This window comes from Streptomyces sp. NBC_00076, assembly GCF_045041235.1.
Classification (GTDB): domain Bacteria; phylum Actinomycetota; class Actinomycetes; order Streptomycetales; family Streptomycetaceae; genus Streptomyces.
In genome coordinates, this window is record NZ_CP108242.1 from 5,684,348 (window position 1) to 5,701,486 (window position 17,139).

Below are 17,139 nucleotides of genomic sequence, written 5' to 3' on the forward strand. Positions count from 1 at the left end.
CCGACCGGCCCCGAACAACGCGCAGACCCGGCGTCCGTTTCCGGAAGCCGGGTCTGACGTGCGTTTCACCTGCCGGTATGCGGACCGCCGTGGCCCCTAGAGACGGAGCATCCGCTGTGTGACCTCCCGGTACTGCCTCAGCGCGAGGCGGAGTTCCGCGGACTGCGTCTCGGGATCCCGGTCCTGCCAGCCCTCACGCAAAAGCCGCCGCTGTTCCGCGAGGGCGTCGGCGAGCAGGGCAGCGGCTTCGTCGAAGGCTCCCTCGGCCTTCTCCAGCGCCTCACGAGGGGTGTCGGCGAAGGCGTTGGTGGCGTGTCCGAGACGCTGAAGGATCTTGTCCCGCTCACCGGGCGGGAACAGCGTCTCCGGTCCGGGGGCGCGCCGTTCGTCGCGTCCCGAGGTCTTGCCCGCGGGCTGTTGAGCACGCGTCTGGTCGTACATCTTCAATGCCGCCTTCCTGTACGTCATGCCTGTACGTCATGCCGGACGTTGACTGGCGGCAGGGGGCCGAGCCATGCCGCCAGTCAACGTCCGGCAGGGCCCGGTGTCAACGCGCCGATCGGTGACGGTCGCGGAGAGTGGGTGACCGCGGCCTGATGGCCGGCGGCGGAGGCTGGTGTCCTAGGCGGTCGCGGTCTCGGTGAACTGGTTCGTGTCGAAGAGCTGGTTGATGTGTCCGCCGAGTGCGGACCAGTGCTGTCCGGAGAGGTCGGCGGCGGCGCGGGCGTCGCCGCCGGCGCAGACCTCCACGAGTCGGTCGTGATGCTCGATGGTGTTGCGGCCACCGAGCAGCGTGGAGAACTTGCGGTAGAGGATCCGGTGGATCTGGGGATGGAGCTGCTCGACGATCCGGCTGAGCACGGGATTGTCCGCGGCGGTGATGGGGACGGCGTGGAAGCGGTCGTCGGCGGCGAGCGCGGCCGTGGTGTCGTTGGCGGCGACGGCGCGTTCGAAGTCGCGGTTGGCCTCGCGCATCTGCCGCAGATCCTGCTCGGTCATGACCGGTACGGCGGTCTCGACGGCGAGCTGGTCGAGGGAGCGCAGAACGGCGAGGGTCTTCTCGACGTCACGGCGGTTGAGGGTGGTGACGCGGGTGTAGACGCCGGGCTTCGCCTCGACCAGACCGATGTCGGCGAGCCGGGCGAGCGCCTCGCGCACCGGGGTGCGGCTGAGCCCGAGACGCTCGGCGAGCTCGCTGTCCTTCACCTTCTCCCCGGGGACCAGTTCGCCGAGCACGATGGAGTCGCGCAGGCGGTCGAAGACCTCGTCACTGAGGAGGCGGCGGGAGACAGGACTGTCGAGTGACATATTGCGTACAGTACATCGCTTCCTCGTGACGGTTCTTCACATCGGCTGCTTCACCTCGCCTGCTTCGCATCGCCCGCTTCACATCGGTTTCTTCGCTCGCCCTGTTCGGCTCTGCTCCGGCCGTCGCCCTGGCCCGGCGGACCAGGGCCTGGGCCAGGACGAGCGCCGGGTCGACGAGGGGGACGTCCACGGCGTCGGCCGGCAGGCCGAGGGGGATTTCCGTGCAGCCTGCGATGATCGCTTGCGCGCCCTGCTCGGTCAGGCGTCGTGCGGCGCGCGCCAGAAGCGCGGTCGTCCTGTCGTCGTGGGTGCCCGCCTTCACGGCGTGGATGGCGGTCATGACCTCGTTGTTCTGGCTGGTGGGGTCGGGCAGGGCGAGGCGGACGCCGTGGCGGTCGAGCCATTCCTGGTACAGGCCCGCGTGGACGGTGCCGGTGGTGGCCAGCAGCCCGGCGGTGCGGACGGCCGGCCGCAGGGTGGTGAGATGGCGGGCGACCTCTCCGATCATGTGGACGATCGGCAGGCCGACGTGGTCGGCGATGCGCGGCACGAAGGCGTGCGCGGTGTTGCAGGGGATGGCGATGACGGTGGCGCCCGCCTCGCGCAGCACCCGGCTGCCGTTGAGGAGCCAGGGGGTGGGGTCGGGGCCGTTGCCGAGGAGGGCCTCGGTGCGGTCGGGGATCGTGGGGTCGGACCAGATGACCGTCCTGAGGTGGTCCTGGTCGTTGTGGCCCGGAGTCATCGACACCAGCTTGGCGTAGAAGTCGGCGGTGGCCGCCGGTCCCATGCCGCCCAGGATGCCGATGATCTCCGTGGTGCGACGCGGATCGATCGGACCGGTCACTGTGCCGGGTCCTTCTGGAGGGTGCGTCCGAGCGGTGACTCGGGGCTGGGGACGGCGGTCTGCTCGGTGCCGTCGCTGTGCGCGGCCGCCTCGTCGTCGGTGTCGCGGGCGGTCTTGTCGGCGTCGCGTCCGGTCTCGCTGGGGCGGCCGTGCTTGGCCTCGCGGCGTTTCTCGGAGCTGTCGACGACGGCGGCGGCGAGCGAGTTGCCGACGACGTTCACGCCGGTACGGGCCATGTCGACGATGAAGTCCACGCCGAGGAGGAGGGCGATGCCCTCGGCGGGCAGACCGATGCTGTTGCCGGCGGCGATGAGGACGACGATGGAGGCGGAGCCGACCCCGGCCATGCCCTTGGAGAGGATGACGAGCACGCCGACCATGAGGAGCAGGGCGGGCAGGGAGGTGTCGGCGCCGTACGCGTTGGCGAGGAAGACCAGGGCGGCGGCCTGGTACAGGACGGAGCCGTCGGTGTTGAAGGAGTAGCCGAGAGGGACGACGAACGAGGTCGTCGACCGACTGAGCCCGAAGGCCTCCAGCTTGACCATGAGCGGGGCCAGGACGGACTCGGAACTGCGGGTGACGAAGGCGATTCCCGCCAGGTTGGCGATCGACTTCAGCAGCTCGACGTAGCGGATGCGGTAGATCGCGGCGATGAGCGGGAACAGCACGCCGACCACGATGGCCAGGCCCGCGTAGACGACGGCGATGAAGCCCGCGAGGCTGCGGAGGTTGCCGAAGCCGTAATAGGCGACGTCGTAGGAGATGAATCCGAGCACGCCCAGGGGCGCGACACGGATGACGTAGCCGACGACCTTGAACATCACCGCGGCGACCGACTCCAGTACGGAGGCGAAGGGTTCGGCCTTCTCCCCGATCGAGGCCATGGCCACGCCCACGAGCAGGGCGAAGGTGATGGCGCCGAGCAGGTTGCCCTCGCCGAACGCGGCGAAGATGTTCTTCGGTACGGCGTGCAGGACCAGCTCGTGGAAGTCGATGCCCTGGTTCAGGCCTTCCAGGTCCTTGGCGTCGGTCCCGTGGACGGGGGCGCCCTTGCCGATGCCGGTGAACTTGGCCAGGCCCACCGCGATCAGCAGGACGACGGTGGTGACGAGCTCGAAGTAGAGGATGGCCTTGCCGGCGATCCGGCCGACCTTCTTGACCGACTCCATGCGGGCGATGCCCAGCACGATGAGCGGGAACACCAGCGGCAGGACGACGACCTGCACCAGGTTGAGGAAGACGTCGCCGAGGATCTTCATCTGCTCGCCGGCACTCGGCGCGAGGGTGCCGATCAGGGCTCCCAGGCCGACGGCGATGATCGACTGCACGCCGATCGGCGTCCGCAGACCTCGCCGCAGACCTCGCCGCAGGAGTCCCGGCCGAGGCCCCGAGCGAGTGTCCGCGCTGCTGCCTGCGCTGCTTTCTGCGCTGGTGTTCGGGGTGTGTGATGCGTTCACTGGTGCCTCCTCGCGGCTCCAATATATTGCGCTCTGCGTATTGGGCGGTAACACTGGCCTCGCGGCGGTGACCTGTCAAGGGGTCCCGCACCGCCGTACCGGTCGGCGGCACATCGGCTGAAACCGACGGCGATGACGAGAGGCGCAGGTGGCACAGGTGACGCAGACGGAGCAGATGCCGCAGATAGACCAGACGGCGCAGACAGCACAAACGGAGATGGCGCAGACGGCACGAACGGAGATGGCGCAGACGGCACCACACGCCACGCGCGTCGAGCACGATCTGGTGGGAGACAAGGAGGTCCCGGCCGCCGCCTACTACGGCGTGCACACGGTGCGGGCCGTGGAGAACTTCGCGATCACCGGGTCGACCATCGCCCGGTTCCCCGACCTGATCGCCTCGCTGGCCGCGGTCAAACAGGCCGCCGCGACCGCCAACCGCGACCTCGGCCTGCTGCCCCCGGACATCGCCGGGGCGATCGTCAGCGCCTGCCAGGAGATCCGCGGTGGACGACTCGCCGACCAGTTCGTCGTCGACCCCGTCCAAGGCGGCGCCGGCACCTCGACGAACATGAACGCCAACGAGGTCATCGCCAACCGGGCCCTGGAGATCCTCGGCCACCCGCGCGGCTTCTACGAGGTCGTCCACCCGCTCGACCACGTCAACCTGGGCCAGAGCACCAACGACGTCTATCCCACCGCGGTCCGCCTCGCCCTCGTCGCCTCACTGCGCCGGCTCTGCGACTCCCTGCGGGCCCTGGCCGACAGCTTCTCCGCCAAGGCGGCGGAGTTCAGCGACGTACTGAAGATGGGCCGCACCCAGCTCCAGGACGCCGTCCCCATGACGCTCGGCCAGGAGTTCACCACCTACGCCGTCATGATCGAAGAGGACCGGCAACGCCTCACCGAGGCCGCCGCCCTGCTGTTGGAGTCCAACCTCGGCGGCACCGCGATCGGCACCGGCATCAACGGCCACCCCCGCTACGCCGAACTGGCCTGCGCCCATCTCGCCGAGATCAGCGGCGAACCCGTCCAGCCCGCGGGCGACTTCATCGAGGCCACCCAGGACTGCGGCGCCTTCGTCCAGCTGTCCGGGGTCCTCAAGCGGGTCGCCGTGAAGCTCTCCAAGACCTGCAACGACCTGCGCCTGACCTCGTCGGGCCCCACCACCGGACTGGGCGAGATCAACCTGCCGCCGGTACAGGCCGGTTCGTCGATCATGCCCGGCAAGGTCAACCCGGTCATCCCCGAAGTCGTCAACCAGGTCGCCTTCGAGGTCATCGGCAACGACCTGACCGTCACGATGGCCGCCGAAGCGGGCCAGCTCCAGCTCAACGCCTTCGAACCCGTCATCGCCTACAGCCTGTTGCGCTCCCTCACACACCTGCGCGCCGCCTGCGACACCCTCGCCACCCGCTGCGTGCCCGGCATCACCGCCAACCGCGACCACCTCCACGACAGCGTCCACCGTTCCATCGGACTGGTCACCGCACTGGCACCCCACATCGGCTACGCCGCCAGCACCACCCTCGCCCGCCAGGCCCTCGCCACCGGCCGCCCCGTCAAGGACCTCGCCGCCGAAGCCGGCCTCCTCACCCCCGAGCAACTCGACACACTCCTGCGCCCCGAATCCCTCACGGGCCAGGCCTCGCGGCCGACCGAGGCGACCTCCTGACTCGCCCACCCTGGGTACCGTACGAACGGCGTCAGGACGGCCACGTGCGCTCGATGCGGTCGTGCCGTACGGCGTAGGCCGCCGGACCGCCCTTCTCGACGGCCCGGTGGATCGCGTCACGGCGTGCGACGAGTCTTTCGACCATCTCGAAGCTGCGAAGCTGCTGGTTGTCCAGATAGAACAGCACCGCCTCGCGCTCCAGCACGGGCCGGATCTCCAGGTCCCGGGTCTTGATCCGCCCGTCCTTCGACAACGGGACCCAGGAACGGTCGAGTCCGTGAGTGATCCACTCCTCGTCAGGAACGTCCTGCCCGTCGTCCGGGAAGACGTCCCCGATGCGGTGAACAGTCCACCCGCAGGCTCTCAGCCCCTCGGCGACACGGCGGCCGAGGTTCCGGTCGAGGAAGAACTCAGGCGGCAAGATGCACCACTGCTCGGCAGAGGGCATCCACCTGCTCAGGTGTCATGTCGTAGTCGTACGCGATGTCCTCGACGGACTCCCCGGCCTCCCACAGATCGGTGATGGCCTTGACCGAGACCCGGTTGGCGGCCACCACGGGCAGACCGTGACCGAACCTCGGGTCGATCACGACGGGCACGGAGTCCGGGTACTGCCTCAGCCGCAGGCTGGAGGGGAAGTCGTCGCCCGGCTCCCAGGTCAGGTAGCGGAGATAGTCGGAGACCACTTCCTCGATGGGGACCTGGCCGTCGCGGGCTCTGCGGAGGTCTCCCCAACCGTGCTCGATGAAGATGTCCACGCCGTCCGTCGCGATCCGCTTGGACACGAGCCCGTACGGGGAGTCGAAGGCGTCCCGCACGGCGGCCGCGGCCTCCCTGATCTCGCTCATGCGGAGCCCCAGGGAGCGCAGGGAACGAAGGACGTGAGCCTCGGCGACCGCGATGAACGGTACCGAAGGCTGCCCCTTCCGTACCGGATCCACCTGGTGGACCAGAGGCGCTCCCGCGGCCTTGCCCTTCAGCCACGAGGCGAGGGTCGACTGCGGAATCTCAAGGTAGGAGGCGGTCTCCGTGGGCGTCAGAAGCCCGTCCTGGAACCTGTCGACCATGCCCCACCTCCCCTTGATGCCCTTGCTGATGCCGGGTTTCGCATCGTTGCACATCAAGCCTCCCACCCGAGGTCCGACCGCACACCCGCCCACCGGCTCAGCCGGCCGCACGGAGACGGTCCCCCGATCGGCAGTCGCGGCAGTGGCCGGGTACGGGGGCGCGGAAGGCCCGCTCGCAGCCGTCGCAGGTCTGGAAGGGCAGGACAGTCGCCGGACGGTCCCCCTGGTACTCCGACGGAAGTGGCGCGGGCAGGGGGAGGGGCGTCTCTCTCAGGCGGAAGGCGAGGATCCCCGCGGGGCGAACAAGCAAGCGGGCGGGGAGCCGCGCGGTGAGCAGCTCGGTGATCTGGGACGCTTCGACACCCGCCGCGAGCCACTGGGTGACGGCCGGTGCCAGGCGGGCAGCCTCCTGAGCGGACAGGATCAGGCGCGGATCGACCCGGCGCAGCGCGGTGAGTACGGCGACGGCCTGGGGGTCGGCGTCAACGAGCGAGATCGGCTGTTCCGCCTCGGACTGCGCGAGTGCGTGCACTGTTTCTCGCGCGGGCGCGGGCGCGGGCGCGGGCGCGGGCGTCGCTGCGGCGCGCTGCTTTCGGGGCCGGCGTGGCTTCGGCGGCTCGGGAGGACCGCTCGGGTCGGAGGGAGTGTCCGGGTCCGGGTCCCGGTCCGGGCCCCCGCCGGGGACGTCGTAGAAGTACGTCCGGGTACGGATCTGTCCGGTCGACAGTCGCTCGCGGCGGCGTTCCAGGTAACCGGCCGCTTCAAGTTCCCTGAGCGCCCGCGAGATGAGGATCTCGCCCTCGGTGAAGTGCCCGCACAGGGCGGCGATGCTCACGGGAGTGCCGGTGGGAAGGGAGAGGATGTACACCGCGACGCCGACCGTGACCGCGCTGCCGCGTCGCTGGGCGAGGGCGTTGGAGATCACGGTGAAGTCGGCTGTCAGCCGGGTGCGTACGTGGATCACGCCGGTAGTCGGAGCTCCGGCGTCGGCGCGCAGGCGCGCGTTAGACTGCGAGTCAGCCATCGGGAAGGGTTTCGCTTCCTGATCGGTCAGGCCCTCGATCGGGATTGCCGTCCCGGCCGGGGGCCGTATCTGTTTGCGGTTGTCGCGGCGAACGTAACCGCCCGTATCCCGCGCCTGCAAGCCGGTCACCCGGACGGGTGACGCGAGGCTTCACGGCCGGGGAGGGTGGGTGGGCGGGTAGTTCTTTCCCCGGTTCTTAAAGGAGGTCAGCGGCCCGCCGGACCCTCGCGGACAAGGATCCGGCGGACCCGGAGGGCGGGCCATGACCGGGACCTGGTCGGCTCAGAGGCGGTGCTGGCCGGCCTTCAACTGGCTTACGAACGCTGCCCAGGAAACGGCGTCGAAGGTCAGAGCGGGACCGTGCGGGGCCTTGCTGTCACGGACGGGGACGGCTCCCTGGAACCCGACGGCCACCTCGACGCAGTCGCCCCCCGCTTGATTGCTGTAGCTGCTCTTGCGCCACGCGGCGCCGTTCAGATCGGGACGGGATGCTCGTACCACGGTAGTCGCCCTCCATCACGGACCGGATCATGTCGAGCGACATGAGCGGAGGCAGGGCCGCTGCCCGGAGCCGATCGTAAATCACCTTGTAGCGACTGACGTTGGTCGGTTCTTCGATGAGTTGGCCGTAGTCCGCGCCCTCTGTGTAGGCCACCTCTGAGCCGTCCGGGAGGGTCAGGACGGTCAGCGAGCCGCCCATCGCCTCATGCCCGCCCTGGTCGAACGGCAGTACTTGCAGGGTGATGTGACGCTCTGCCGCCGCATCGAGCAGTCGCTCCAACTGCTTCCGCGTCACCGCATGGCCGCCGATCGGACGTTTGAGCACCGCCTCGTCCAGGACGACCCACAGTTCAGGCCGGTCGGGCGATCCGAGTCGTTCCTGCCGCCCCATTCGGGCTGTGAGCCGCTCCTCCAGCTGCTCTTCACCCTCGAGCAACGCGTCCAGGCTGAGGACCTCCCGTGCATAGTCCTCCGTCTGTAAAAGGCCGGGCACCACGTGGGCGGCGTACTGCTGGATGGTCACCGCCCGTTCCGAGTACTCCATGAACTTCCGCGACCAGTCCGGGAACGTCTCCCGGTACACGTACGGCCACAACTCGACCAGCAGATTGTCCGCACCGAGGACGGCGTCGAGCGCCCGTGCGAGTTCCAGCGTGGGTTTCGCCCCGGAGGCCCGCTCGATCTGCGTGATCCTGGTGCTGACCACGTGTGTCTTCCGGCCGACGTCCTCCTGGGTCATTCCGGCCGCCGTACGGAGTCTGCGCACCCGCGATCCGAACAGCGCCGCCATCGACGTACTGGGGTCAATTCCGTTGGCCAAGGCGTCACTTCCGTTGCTTACGAACCGAAAGATAAGGCTGCGTCACCTTTTGAGACTAGGCCTGTCTGCCGATTCTTGAGTACGGAACGTGACGGCTCGTGCACAACGCGGGACGTCCCAGGACTCGACAGGCAAGGACGGTCACGCTGTGCTGACAGGAACGACCAGTTCGGGCGAAGGCCCTCGCACGAGCACCGAACCCCTGGCCTTCACGGCCCAGTTCGCCTCCTCACCCCGGGGCGCCAGGCTCGCGAGACGCCTCGCCGTGCGGCACATGGAGGAGTGGGGGCACCCGCCGGAGTCGGACGCGTCGTGCGCGGTCGCCCTGGTCGTCGGCGAACTCGCCGCGAACGCCGTACAGCACGGTCGCGTACCGGGGCACGACTTCCGTCTGGGTCTCGGCCTCGACGAGACGGCGGGCCTGGTCCGTATCGAGGTCGCCGACGCCGCCGCCGCGAAACAGCCGCCCGCGGTTCCGCCCACGTCGTACCCCGACGGCGAGTCCGGTCGCGGCCTGCTCCTGGTGGACGTCCTGGCCGTGCGCTGGGGCTGGATGCCCCGCCACCCCGTGGGCAAGACGGTCTGGGCGGAGGTGCAGACCGTTACTTCAACGGGTCTGAATATCTTTTGAGCTTCGACGACCCCACCAGTACGAAACAACGCCCGCCGGTCCAGACGGTCTCTTCGAGGTGGCCGGGCCCACCCCCGTGGAACCCGGCCACCCGCCTGGGGGGAATCGGTCATGCCCCCAGAAACTCGGAGACACCTGATCGCAGCAGAGGAACACTCTGGTGCGAGAGACTCCCGTAAGAACGTACACCGTGGTTGCGGGCGATCGTCAACTAGAGTTGATGGAGAGTCACCACTTTCCGCAGCCATCACGCACCAGAGTGAACGCGGGGGCGATCATGACAAGGACGTACCGGACGTGACAGACGACGAGCCGCGCACCTTCGCGCAGTTGCTGGACTACCTGTTCAAAGAGGTCCACCCGGAAAGTCGCGGCCCCTACACGTACGCCGAGGTCGCCGAGGGCATCCGGGAGGCTTCGGGAGGTGAGGGCAAGGGGCTGACCGCGAGCGCGATCCAGCAACTGCGCACCGGCACCAAGAAGAACCCCACGATGCACACGATCAAGGCTCTCGCCGACTTCTTCGGCGTGCCCGCCGGCTACTTCGTCGACGAGGAGGCCGCCCATCGCACCCGGGCGGAGATCGCCGTCCTCGCCGCCATGCGGGACCGGAACGTCCGCACCGTCGCCCTGCGCGCCAACGGTCTGAGCACGGAGACCCTCCAGATGGTGACGGCGGTGATCGAGCAGGCCCGGATCCTGGAGGGCCTCCCGGGCGATAGCACGTCGAACACCCTCAACCTGGACGACTAGCAGCCGCCATATCCGGCCATCCGGCCAGAGGGCGGAGATCCTCTTGGACCGGCCCGGGCATTCGCCTAAACTTTCGAGCGATTCGGTGCCGGGGATTCCGGATCGCACTCCGGCCGTACGGGGTCACACCTTCACAGGTCAGACCCGAGCAACGTCAGGACCGGACATGGACCTTGAGCGGCTTCGTCGCGAGTGCGAGGAGCGCGTGGACGCGCTCGGGCTGCCCCACCGCTTCAACACCCGGGACCTCTGTGACGCCGTGGCGGAGAAGCGCGGCCGTCCCGTCATCCTCAGGCCCCTGAACACGCTCGGCGCGATCGACGCACCGTGCGGAATCCGCCTGGAGACGCCCGCCGCGGACCTCCTCTTCTACGAGGAGGGAACGTCCGCTCTGCACCAGAACCACATACTCGCGCACGAGATCAGTCACATCGTCTGCGACCACCCCGGCAGCCTGGAGCTGGACGCCGACACCTTGCGTGCCATCGGCTTCAACCCCACCCTCGTCCGGCGTATGCACGGACGCACGAGCTACTCCACGGACGACGAGCGCGAGGCCGAGATGATGGCCACCGTCATCCGCCAGCACATCTACCGCGGACGTGAACTTCCCCCCAGCGAGCCCGAGAAGGGCGCCGAGCGCTGGGAGGCACTGTTCGCCAAACCGACCAGGAAGGGCCGTCGGCACCGATGATCGACCTGTTGTTCTCGGGGGTGGCCATCGTGCTGTTCCTCGCCGCCGGTTACTGGGTCCGTGGGAGGGGCGGCCACAGACCCACCGGCACCTGGGCCATGGCCGCACTGCTGGTGTCCTTCGCTCTCGCCTTCTCCTCGTACGTGTCGTTCGTGGACAACGCCGTCGAAAGCGTCGTCCCCGACGGCGGCCGCCTCCTCAGCAACTCGTTCACGCTGGCCGCCGCGACCTCCGTCCTGGCGTTCATGTTCCAGCTCAACCTGGAGCCCGACGAGGCCCGACGAAGCATCCGGCTGCGGGTGCTCTACCTCGGGATCTCCGTCGCCGGCATGGCGGTCCTGTTCACCGCCAGCCATATGAACGACGACTCCCCCCAGCTGTACGCGCTCTACGTGCTGATCTACATCACGAATCTCGGGGTCACCGCGAAGGACTTCTGCAAGCAGACCTGGAAACAGTCCACCCACTCGCGGCGCAGGAGCCAGCGCATCGGCCTGCGCGTCACTGCCGTCGGCTGCCTCTTCGCCCTGCTGTACGCCGCGTACAAAGTGGTCGGCCTGGTGTCCATCGGGCTCGAACTGGGCCTCCTCCCGCACGGCGTCCGTTGCTCGACGCCCGTCAGCCCGGTCCGCTGCGTCTTCAGCGTGACAGCGCCCGCCCTGGCCGTACTCCTCATCACCCTGGGTCTCACCCTCCCGGCGGTCGTCTGGCCGTTCAGCCAGTTCCTGCGCCGCCGATGGGAGTCACGGTCCTTCGCCGCGCTCGCCCCGCTGTGGGAGGACATCTCCGGCGCGACACCCGAAGTCGTGTTGGGCTCCGGCGTGTTCCACGAGAAGGAGCACGCCGACGACTCCGATTTCTTCCTCCACCGTCGGGTGATCGAGATCAACGACGGCGGGCTCGCCCTTCGCCCCCACCGTTCCCCGCGAGTCCAGGAGACCGCCGAGCGGGCCGTCGCCGCACGCGGCCTGGCAGGAACCCCGGAAGGAGACGCGATCGTGGAGGCCGCGATCCTGCGAGCCGCCGTACACGCGAAGAAGACCGGGAGCGAACCCCAGACAGAGGCCGCACCGCCGGCCCCGAGGACCGCCTCGCGGGCGGGCAACCTCCGCGCCGAGACCGAGTGGCTGCTTCTCGTCGCCCACGCCTACGCGCGGGACGAGACCTTGCGTACCGTCACTGACGAACTGGCACCCTCGGGAACGGAACCGCAAGCATGACCGACCCCTTGCAGGACCCGCGGTTCTTCGCCGACCCCTACCCGACCTACGCCCGGCTGCGGAACGCGGCGCCGGTGCAGAAGGTGCCCACCGGTTCAGGAGGGCGCTACAGCTACCTGGTCACGGGCCACGCGGAGGCGCGGGAGGCATTCGCCGATCCTCGGCTGTCGAAGAACACCGTGCGGTTCTTCGCCGGCCGGCCGTCGCAGCGCGATCTCCATCCGGCCATCTCCCAGAACATGCTCGCCACCGACCCTCCGGAGCACGCACGGCTGCGGTCTCTGGTGACGAAGGCGTTCACCACCGGTGCCGTCGCGCGGTTGCGTCCCTCCATCGAAGGCCTGGTCGACGACCTGCTCGACGCCTGGCCGGACCACGGAACGGTGGACCTCGTCGCGAGCCTCGCGGTACCGCTACCGGTCACCGTCATCTGCGAGATGCTCGGGGTACCCGAATCCGACCGTCCACTCGTGCACACGTGGTCGAGTGATCTGTTCGCCGCCGGAGACCCCCGGCGCATCGACGCCGCCTCCCATGCCATCGGCGACTACATGACGGACCTGGTCGCCGCCCGCCGCGGCTCGCCCGGCGAGAGTCTGCTCGACGACCTCATCGCCGTACGCGACGGCCAGGACCGGCTGACCGAGGACGAACTCGTATCGCTGGCCGTGCTCCTGCTCGTGGCGGGCCACGAGACCACCACCAACTTCATCGGCAACGCGGCGCTGGCCCTTCTGCAACACCCGGATTCCCTGGCTAAGTTGAGGGCCGAGCCGGAGCGCCTCGGGAGCGCGCTGGACGAGTTGCTGCGGTTCGACTCGCCCGTCGGGATCGCCACGTTCCGCTACAGCACGGAGGAACTCACCCTCGGGGGAACCGTGATCCCCGCAGGCGTCCCGGTACTCATCGCTCCCGGCGCGGCCAACCGCGACGCCGACCGCTTCCCCGCACCGGACCACCTCGACCTCGACCGTGACGCCACCGGCCACCTCGCCTTCGGCCACGGTATTCACAGATGCCTGGGAGCACCCCTGGCGCGAGCCGAAGCCGAACTCGCACTCCGGGCGGTCATGTCCCGCTTCCCCGACGTCCGGCTGGCTGTTCCCGCCGAGGAACTGGAGTGGCGGCACACGCGGTTGATGCGCGGCCTCGCATCCCTGCCGCTGACTCTGTGACGACGAGGGCACCAGAAGCCTGGGGCCTGGCTGTCCTGGCCGAAATGTGACATCCAAGGCCTAGGCTCTCCGGCATGGCGAAGCGCAAGGTGCAGCGGCGGGCCCGGAAGATTCTGGGCGAGGATCCCGTCGCTCTGGTCTGGTGCGAGATCGGCAAGCCGATTCCCGTACCTCCCAAGGCGGTTCACCGCGCGGCGGGCAAAGGACGACTGAAGCCGGGACATCCGTGGCTGCTGTACGTCGGCGGTGTCGTGTTCTTCTTCATCGTCGTACCGATGATGCTCGTCGACAAACTCGGTGATGTGCTGGGCGGGCAGCCTGCCTCCGGCGAGGGAAACTCCACCCGCCGCGCCACCCCAAGCGGCCGCCCTGCCAACGACCCGACCAGCGCCGTCTTCGACGGTGACTGGAACCTGACCGCAGGACAGTTGTTGTTGCGCTGGTACGGCCACTCGCCCAACCCCAAACGCCTGGTGCTGCTGGCTCGCGACCGCGTCTGCCTGGCCGCCTCCCCGCGCCGCACCATGTCACCCACCAAAGCAGACGACTTCCGGACCTTCGCGGAGTTCTCCTCCGGTGAGGCCCGCATCGAGGCCGAGCCGGGCCAGCCGCGAGGCTACGCCACCTTCAGGCTCCGCTTCCCCGACGGCTCCTGGCTGGAACTCGCCCGCCTGGCCGAGCCGGACGACGCGGACCACTTCCTGCGCACGGTCAGCGCCTGACCTGCTCCGCCGGTCAGCGGACGCGGGTGAGTCCTCGCCTGATCCCGTAACCCGCCGCCGCGTCACTGTGCGTGACATAGATGGAACATAGAGGTGGCACGAAGACTGGACGGGCAGGCATTCACCGCTTCGATGGGATGACATGAACCCGAAAAGACGCAACGTCACTTTCCTGGTCACGACGTTCCTGGCCGCCTCCGCGGTCACCGGCATGGCGACCTCGGCTCAGGCCGCCCCACAGGCGTGCACCTACCAGGCCGCCCACCTGCCGGTACCTGAGGGGGTCGAGTCCGGAAGCGTGACGGCGACGGGCGGGGCCGGTGTGTATGCGGGGGAGGTCCAGTTCCCCGGGGACGACGCGCTGGAGCACGCCGTCCTGTGGACCAACGGCAAGCTGACCGACCTGGGGCCCGCCGCCGGCGCCGACTACGACCTGTACATCAGCGACGTGAACAGCGCGGGCACCGTGGTGGGTCACGGTGCGAAGATCACCAGCGTGGTGGAGGGCTGGCCGAACGTGTCGTGGTTCCCGGTCCGTTCCCGCGACGGGAAACTGGAGCAGCTTCCGGTACCCGCCGGCTCCCACGACCTCCAGACGCGCGCGGTCACGGAGAACGGGGACATCTACGGCGACGGCTACGGAGCCGACCCGAACTACCGTGAGGTCTACATGTGGCCGGCGGCCCGGCCCGGCACCGTGGTCAAGCTGTCCGGCTTCCCCAAGGGCAGCAGGGTCGAGGGCGTCGACACCGACGGCACGGTGGCGGTCACCGCCGAGGACGACGCCAAGGGCACCTGGCGGCCGTACCTGTGGAAGAACGGCACGGCGAAGCAGCTGCCGATACCGGCCGGCGCGGCGCACGCCCAGGTCACCGGGATCTCGAACGGCAATGTCATCGGTGATGCCCTGACCTCCAGCTTCGCCCGGTCCGCCGTCGTGTGGAACAAGGACGGCAAGGCGACGGCCCTGCCCAACGGCCAGGGCACCAGTGCCATCAACAGCCAGGGGCTGATCCTCGGCAGCAACAAGAGGCTGGTCGCCAGTCTGTGGCAGATGACCGCCAGTGTGGGTGCCGCCCCGAGCGACGGTGAGCTGACCGCGCTCGCCGACGACGGGTCGCTGGCGGGCGCGAAGGCCCGTCCGGGTGCGGACTATCCGCGGTTCCCCGCCGTCTGGCGTTGCGGCTGATCCGCACCGCCGCAGTCCGCGCGGGGTCCGGCCGGCACGGCCGGGCCCCGCGCTGCTTCGTGGCGGGAGACGCCCCAGTGCTCCTGTCGTCCTGAGGGCGTCCGGTCCGTGGTCATCCGCGGCCCGGACGCCCTTCGGCGTTATCGCGAGCGAGTCCATTGCATGTGCCTACTCTGCGAGGCAGTTGACAGCTCGTCATGGCACCTGCAAGGATTTGTTTGCAGATAGAGGAGGGGCATGAAGCTTTCCGAAGTGACGGGTGACCGGCTGGTGCAGATCCTGGCCACGCTCGCCAACCCGCACCGGATGCGCATCCTGGCTGCCCTGACGGGCGGTCAGGACTACGTGAGCCGGCTGGCGCGCGAACTGGGGATCAGTCGTGCGCTGCTCCAGGTCCACCTGCGCAAGCTGGAAGCGGCAGGTCTGGTCACCTCGAGGCTCGTGCTCTCCGAGGACGGCAAAGCCATGAAGTACTACGACATCGAGCCGTTCTCGCTGCACCTCACGCCCGAGGCTCTCGCAGCCGCCGCGCTCTCACTCACCGCTGACCAAAGTCAAGGAGACCCTCAATGAGCCCTGTGCAACTGGCCTCGGCCGACAGCGACGGCATGATCTGGTCCTTCGGGTCCATGGGATTCATCGTGGTGTGCGCGATGCTCGTGATCTGGCCGACCATCGCGGTCTGGCGGGCCAAGTCCGTGATGTCCAGGGAGAGCGACTACAAGGGCATCGCCGAGAAGGCGGTGATGGCCCAGCAGGACATGGAGCGCGAGCTGGTCGAGGTGCGCCTCCAGCTCAACGACATGAGCGACCGGGTGAAGTCCGTCGAGCGGGTACTCAAGGACGTCTAGTGACACGGCATCACCCCGCTTGCCGTCCGTAGGGGCTCGGTCCGCAGCCCCGTATCCCACCCACCCCCGCTGGAAGGACAACTGCCATGCTCCGGAACGCCGTGACGACCCCCATTCCGACGGCCGCCCTGACGGTGGCCGACGAACCGGCAACCGGGCCCGCACCGCTCCCGGCGGGCGGGGTCCGCCCGCCCAGGGCCGGTGGTGACCTGGTGCTGGCGAACAGCGGCATAGTGGTCCGCCTGGTGGCGGACCCGGTCTCCCAGGGCCCGGCGACGCTGGTGCTGCTGGCGAACGACGAGCCGCTGGCGCTGACCCCGGCCCGGGTCGGCTCCGGGCGCGTACTGGCCGGCGCCCTGCACGGCAGGCGGGGCGAGCGGTCGTGGTCGCTGGCCTGGGGGCGGCTGTGCGCCGGCGAGTTCAGCGTCTGTGCCGAGTTCGTCGGCGAGGCCCGGGGCGGCGCCACGCGCACAGTTCTGGCCACGCGCCTCGGTCCCGACTTCTGGCTCGCCGAGACGGCGGGAAGCTACCGCGGGGTCACCGTCACGACCGCGGAGAGTCGGCTCCACAGCGAGCTGTGGCCGGTGCCCCAGGCGCCTCACGCGCTCTGAGACGCACCTGAGATCACATTGGCATCGTCCTGTCATTGCAGGAGGCTGACAGCCTGAGCGGCTGACAGTTCCGCGCCAGGACGGCAGGATTCTGACTGACGGGGGAGTCCTGGTAGTTCGCGCGTTTGATTGACCGTTTCTGAACGGTCTTTGAGCGGAACTGATCTAAATCGGGACCATCCCTCGACATGACCTGATGTGCCTCACCTCAGGTGGGGTTTGGGGGGAGTCCTGGATGTCCAAAGGCGTGACGAGATCGTCGTTCGCCGTCATCTCCGGCGCGCGGGTGCAGCACCCACCGCGCGGCCAGGAGAAGAGAATCGTCGAACTGGTCGAGGAGACCCACCGGCCGCACCGTGCCGGGCAGAGCGTCAACCCTCCGTCCAGCTTCCCGCGCTCCCAGGACCGCCCCACCTCCCACGACGCCGGATACCCCTGCGCCCGTCCGGAAAGCTCCATCGGCAGCGCCCTGGACCTCGCCCCCTCCCGCCGAACAGCCCGCCGGCCAACGGGACTTCGTGCATGTCCACCTGTTTCAGGTGCTGACGGGCGAGGCCGTCCTGCCCGACGGCCGGCCCCTGGTCTTCTCCCTGTTCG

General features: G+C 68.9%; 20 protein-coding genes. 11 read left to right on the forward strand and 9 right to left on the reverse strand.

Translation table 11 applies throughout. The features are described 5' to 3' along the window. Positions 1–96: 96 nt before the first annotated feature. From OHA64_RS25900 to OHA64_RS25915, 4 genes are all read right to left on the reverse strand, one after another. Positions 97–441, reverse strand: a complete 345-nt coding sequence (locus OHA64_RS25900) for a hypothetical protein (RefSeq protein WP_405624112.1) — start codon at positions 439–441, stop codon at positions 97–99. Between the two features lie 180 nt (positions 442–621). Then, positions 622–1,308: a GntR family transcriptional regulator gene (locus tag OHA64_RS25905; protein ID WP_405617011.1), complete on the reverse strand. Its 687-nt coding sequence runs from the start codon at positions 1,306–1,308 to the stop codon at positions 622–624. Further along, entirely contained in the window at positions 1,268–2,152 is an 885-nt protein-coding gene (locus tag OHA64_RS25910) for an aspartate/glutamate racemase family protein (protein WP_405617013.1), read from the reverse strand. The genes OHA64_RS25905 and OHA64_RS25910 overlap by 41 nt, the downstream gene beginning before the upstream one ends. Further along, entirely contained in the window at positions 2,149–3,609 is a 1,461-nt protein-coding gene (locus OHA64_RS25915; protein WP_405617015.1) for a dicarboxylate/amino acid:cation symporter, read from the reverse strand. The genes OHA64_RS25910 and OHA64_RS25915 overlap by 4 nt, the downstream gene beginning before the upstream one ends. 241 nt (positions 3,610–3,850) lie before the next feature. On the opposite strand from OHA64_RS25915, the gene OHA64_RS25920 reads away from it, so the two are divergent. Further along, on the forward strand, positions 3,851–5,284 hold the full coding sequence (locus OHA64_RS25920) for an aspartate ammonia-lyase (RefSeq protein WP_405624113.1): 1,434 nt from the start codon (positions 3,851–3,853) through the stop codon (positions 5,282–5,284). A 31-nt stretch (positions 5,285–5,315) separates the two neighbouring features. Here OHA64_RS25920 and OHA64_RS25925 read toward each other — a convergent pair whose 3' ends face one another. The 5 genes from OHA64_RS25925 to OHA64_RS25945 all read right to left on the reverse strand — a co-directional run bounded on the left by OHA64_RS25925 (position 5,316) and on the right by OHA64_RS25945 (position 8,666). Beyond that, positions 5,316–5,705, reverse strand: a complete 390-nt coding sequence (locus OHA64_RS25925; protein WP_405617017.1) for a toxin-antitoxin system, toxin component, PIN family protein — start codon at positions 5,703–5,705, stop codon at positions 5,316–5,318. Then, the gene (locus OHA64_RS25930; protein ID WP_405624115.1) at positions 5,695–6,351 is read right to left on the reverse strand and encodes a DUF433 domain-containing protein; all 657 of its coding nucleotides are present in this window, start codon (positions 6,349–6,351) and stop codon (positions 5,695–5,697) included. Before OHA64_RS25930 ends, OHA64_RS25925 begins: the two co-directional genes overlap by 11 nt. Before the next feature lie 97 nt (positions 6,352–6,448). Next, a complete protein-coding gene (locus OHA64_RS25935; protein ID WP_405617019.1) occupies positions 6,449–7,375 on the reverse strand; it encodes a hypothetical protein in 927 nt (308 codons plus the stop codon). Positions 7,376–7,657: 282 nt separating this feature from the next. Beyond that, entirely contained in the window at positions 7,658–7,789 is a 132-nt protein-coding gene (locus tag OHA64_RS25940; protein ID WP_405617021.1) for a DUF397 domain-containing protein, read from the reverse strand. Then, positions 7,752–8,666 (reverse strand): Scr1 family TA system antitoxin-like transcriptional regulator, encoded by a 915-nt coding sequence (locus OHA64_RS25945; protein ID WP_405624117.1) that lies wholly within the window; start codon positions 8,664–8,666, stop codon positions 7,752–7,754. The genes OHA64_RS25940 and OHA64_RS25945 overlap by 38 nt, the downstream gene beginning before the upstream one ends. 178 nt (positions 8,667–8,844) lie before the next feature. Here OHA64_RS25945 and OHA64_RS25950 point away from each other — a divergent pair, with 178 nt between their 5' ends. From OHA64_RS25950 to OHA64_RS25995, 10 genes are all read left to right on the forward strand, one after another. Continuing rightward, positions 8,845–9,327, forward strand: a complete 483-nt coding sequence (locus tag OHA64_RS25950; RefSeq protein WP_405617023.1) for an ATP-binding protein — start codon at positions 8,845–8,847, stop codon at positions 9,325–9,327. 297 nt (positions 9,328–9,624) lie between these two features. Continuing rightward, the gene (locus OHA64_RS25955; RefSeq protein WP_405617025.1) at positions 9,625–10,080 is read left to right on the forward strand and encodes a helix-turn-helix domain-containing protein; all 456 of its coding nucleotides are present in this window, start codon (positions 9,625–9,627) and stop codon (positions 10,078–10,080) included. A 166-nt stretch (positions 10,081–10,246) separates the two neighbouring features. After that, positions 10,247–10,774, forward strand: a complete 528-nt coding sequence (locus OHA64_RS25960; RefSeq protein ID WP_405617027.1) for a regulator component — start codon at positions 10,247–10,249, stop codon at positions 10,772–10,774. Continuing rightward, the gene (locus tag OHA64_RS25965) at positions 10,771–11,994 is read left to right on the forward strand and encodes an MAB_1171c family putative transporter (protein WP_405617029.1); all 1,224 of its coding nucleotides are present in this window, start codon (positions 10,771–10,773) and stop codon (positions 11,992–11,994) included. Before OHA64_RS25960 ends, OHA64_RS25965 begins: the two co-directional genes overlap by 4 nt. Then, positions 11,991–13,169, forward strand: a complete 1,179-nt coding sequence (locus tag OHA64_RS25970; RefSeq protein ID WP_405617032.1) for a cytochrome P450 — start codon at positions 11,991–11,993, stop codon at positions 13,167–13,169. Before OHA64_RS25965 ends, OHA64_RS25970 begins: the two co-directional genes overlap by 4 nt. A 74-nt stretch (positions 13,170–13,243) precedes the next feature. Further along, on the forward strand, positions 13,244–13,891 hold the full coding sequence (locus OHA64_RS25975; RefSeq protein ID WP_405617034.1) for a hypothetical protein: 648 nt from the start codon (positions 13,244–13,246) through the stop codon (positions 13,889–13,891). 142 nt (positions 13,892–14,033) lie between these two features. Then, positions 14,034–15,080, forward strand: a complete 1,047-nt coding sequence (locus OHA64_RS25980; RefSeq protein WP_405617036.1) for a hypothetical protein — start codon at positions 14,034–14,036, stop codon at positions 15,078–15,080. Positions 15,081–15,317: 237 nt separating this feature from the next. Then, on the forward strand, positions 15,318–15,653 hold the full coding sequence (locus OHA64_RS25985; RefSeq protein WP_405617038.1) for an ArsR/SmtB family transcription factor: 336 nt from the start codon (positions 15,318–15,320) through the stop codon (positions 15,651–15,653). Beyond that, positions 15,650–15,931 carry a hypothetical protein gene (locus OHA64_RS25990; RefSeq protein ID WP_405617040.1) on the forward strand — a complete coding sequence of 94 codons (282 nt, stop codon included), beginning with the start codon at positions 15,650–15,652 and terminating at the stop codon, positions 15,929–15,931. The genes OHA64_RS25985 and OHA64_RS25990 overlap by 4 nt, the downstream gene beginning before the upstream one ends. 86 nt (positions 15,932–16,017) lie before the next feature. Then, positions 16,018–16,542 (forward strand): hypothetical protein, encoded by a 525-nt coding sequence (locus OHA64_RS25995; RefSeq protein ID WP_405617042.1) that lies wholly within the window; start codon positions 16,018–16,020, stop codon positions 16,540–16,542. The last annotated feature ends 597 nt before the right edge of the window (positions 16,543–17,139 follow it).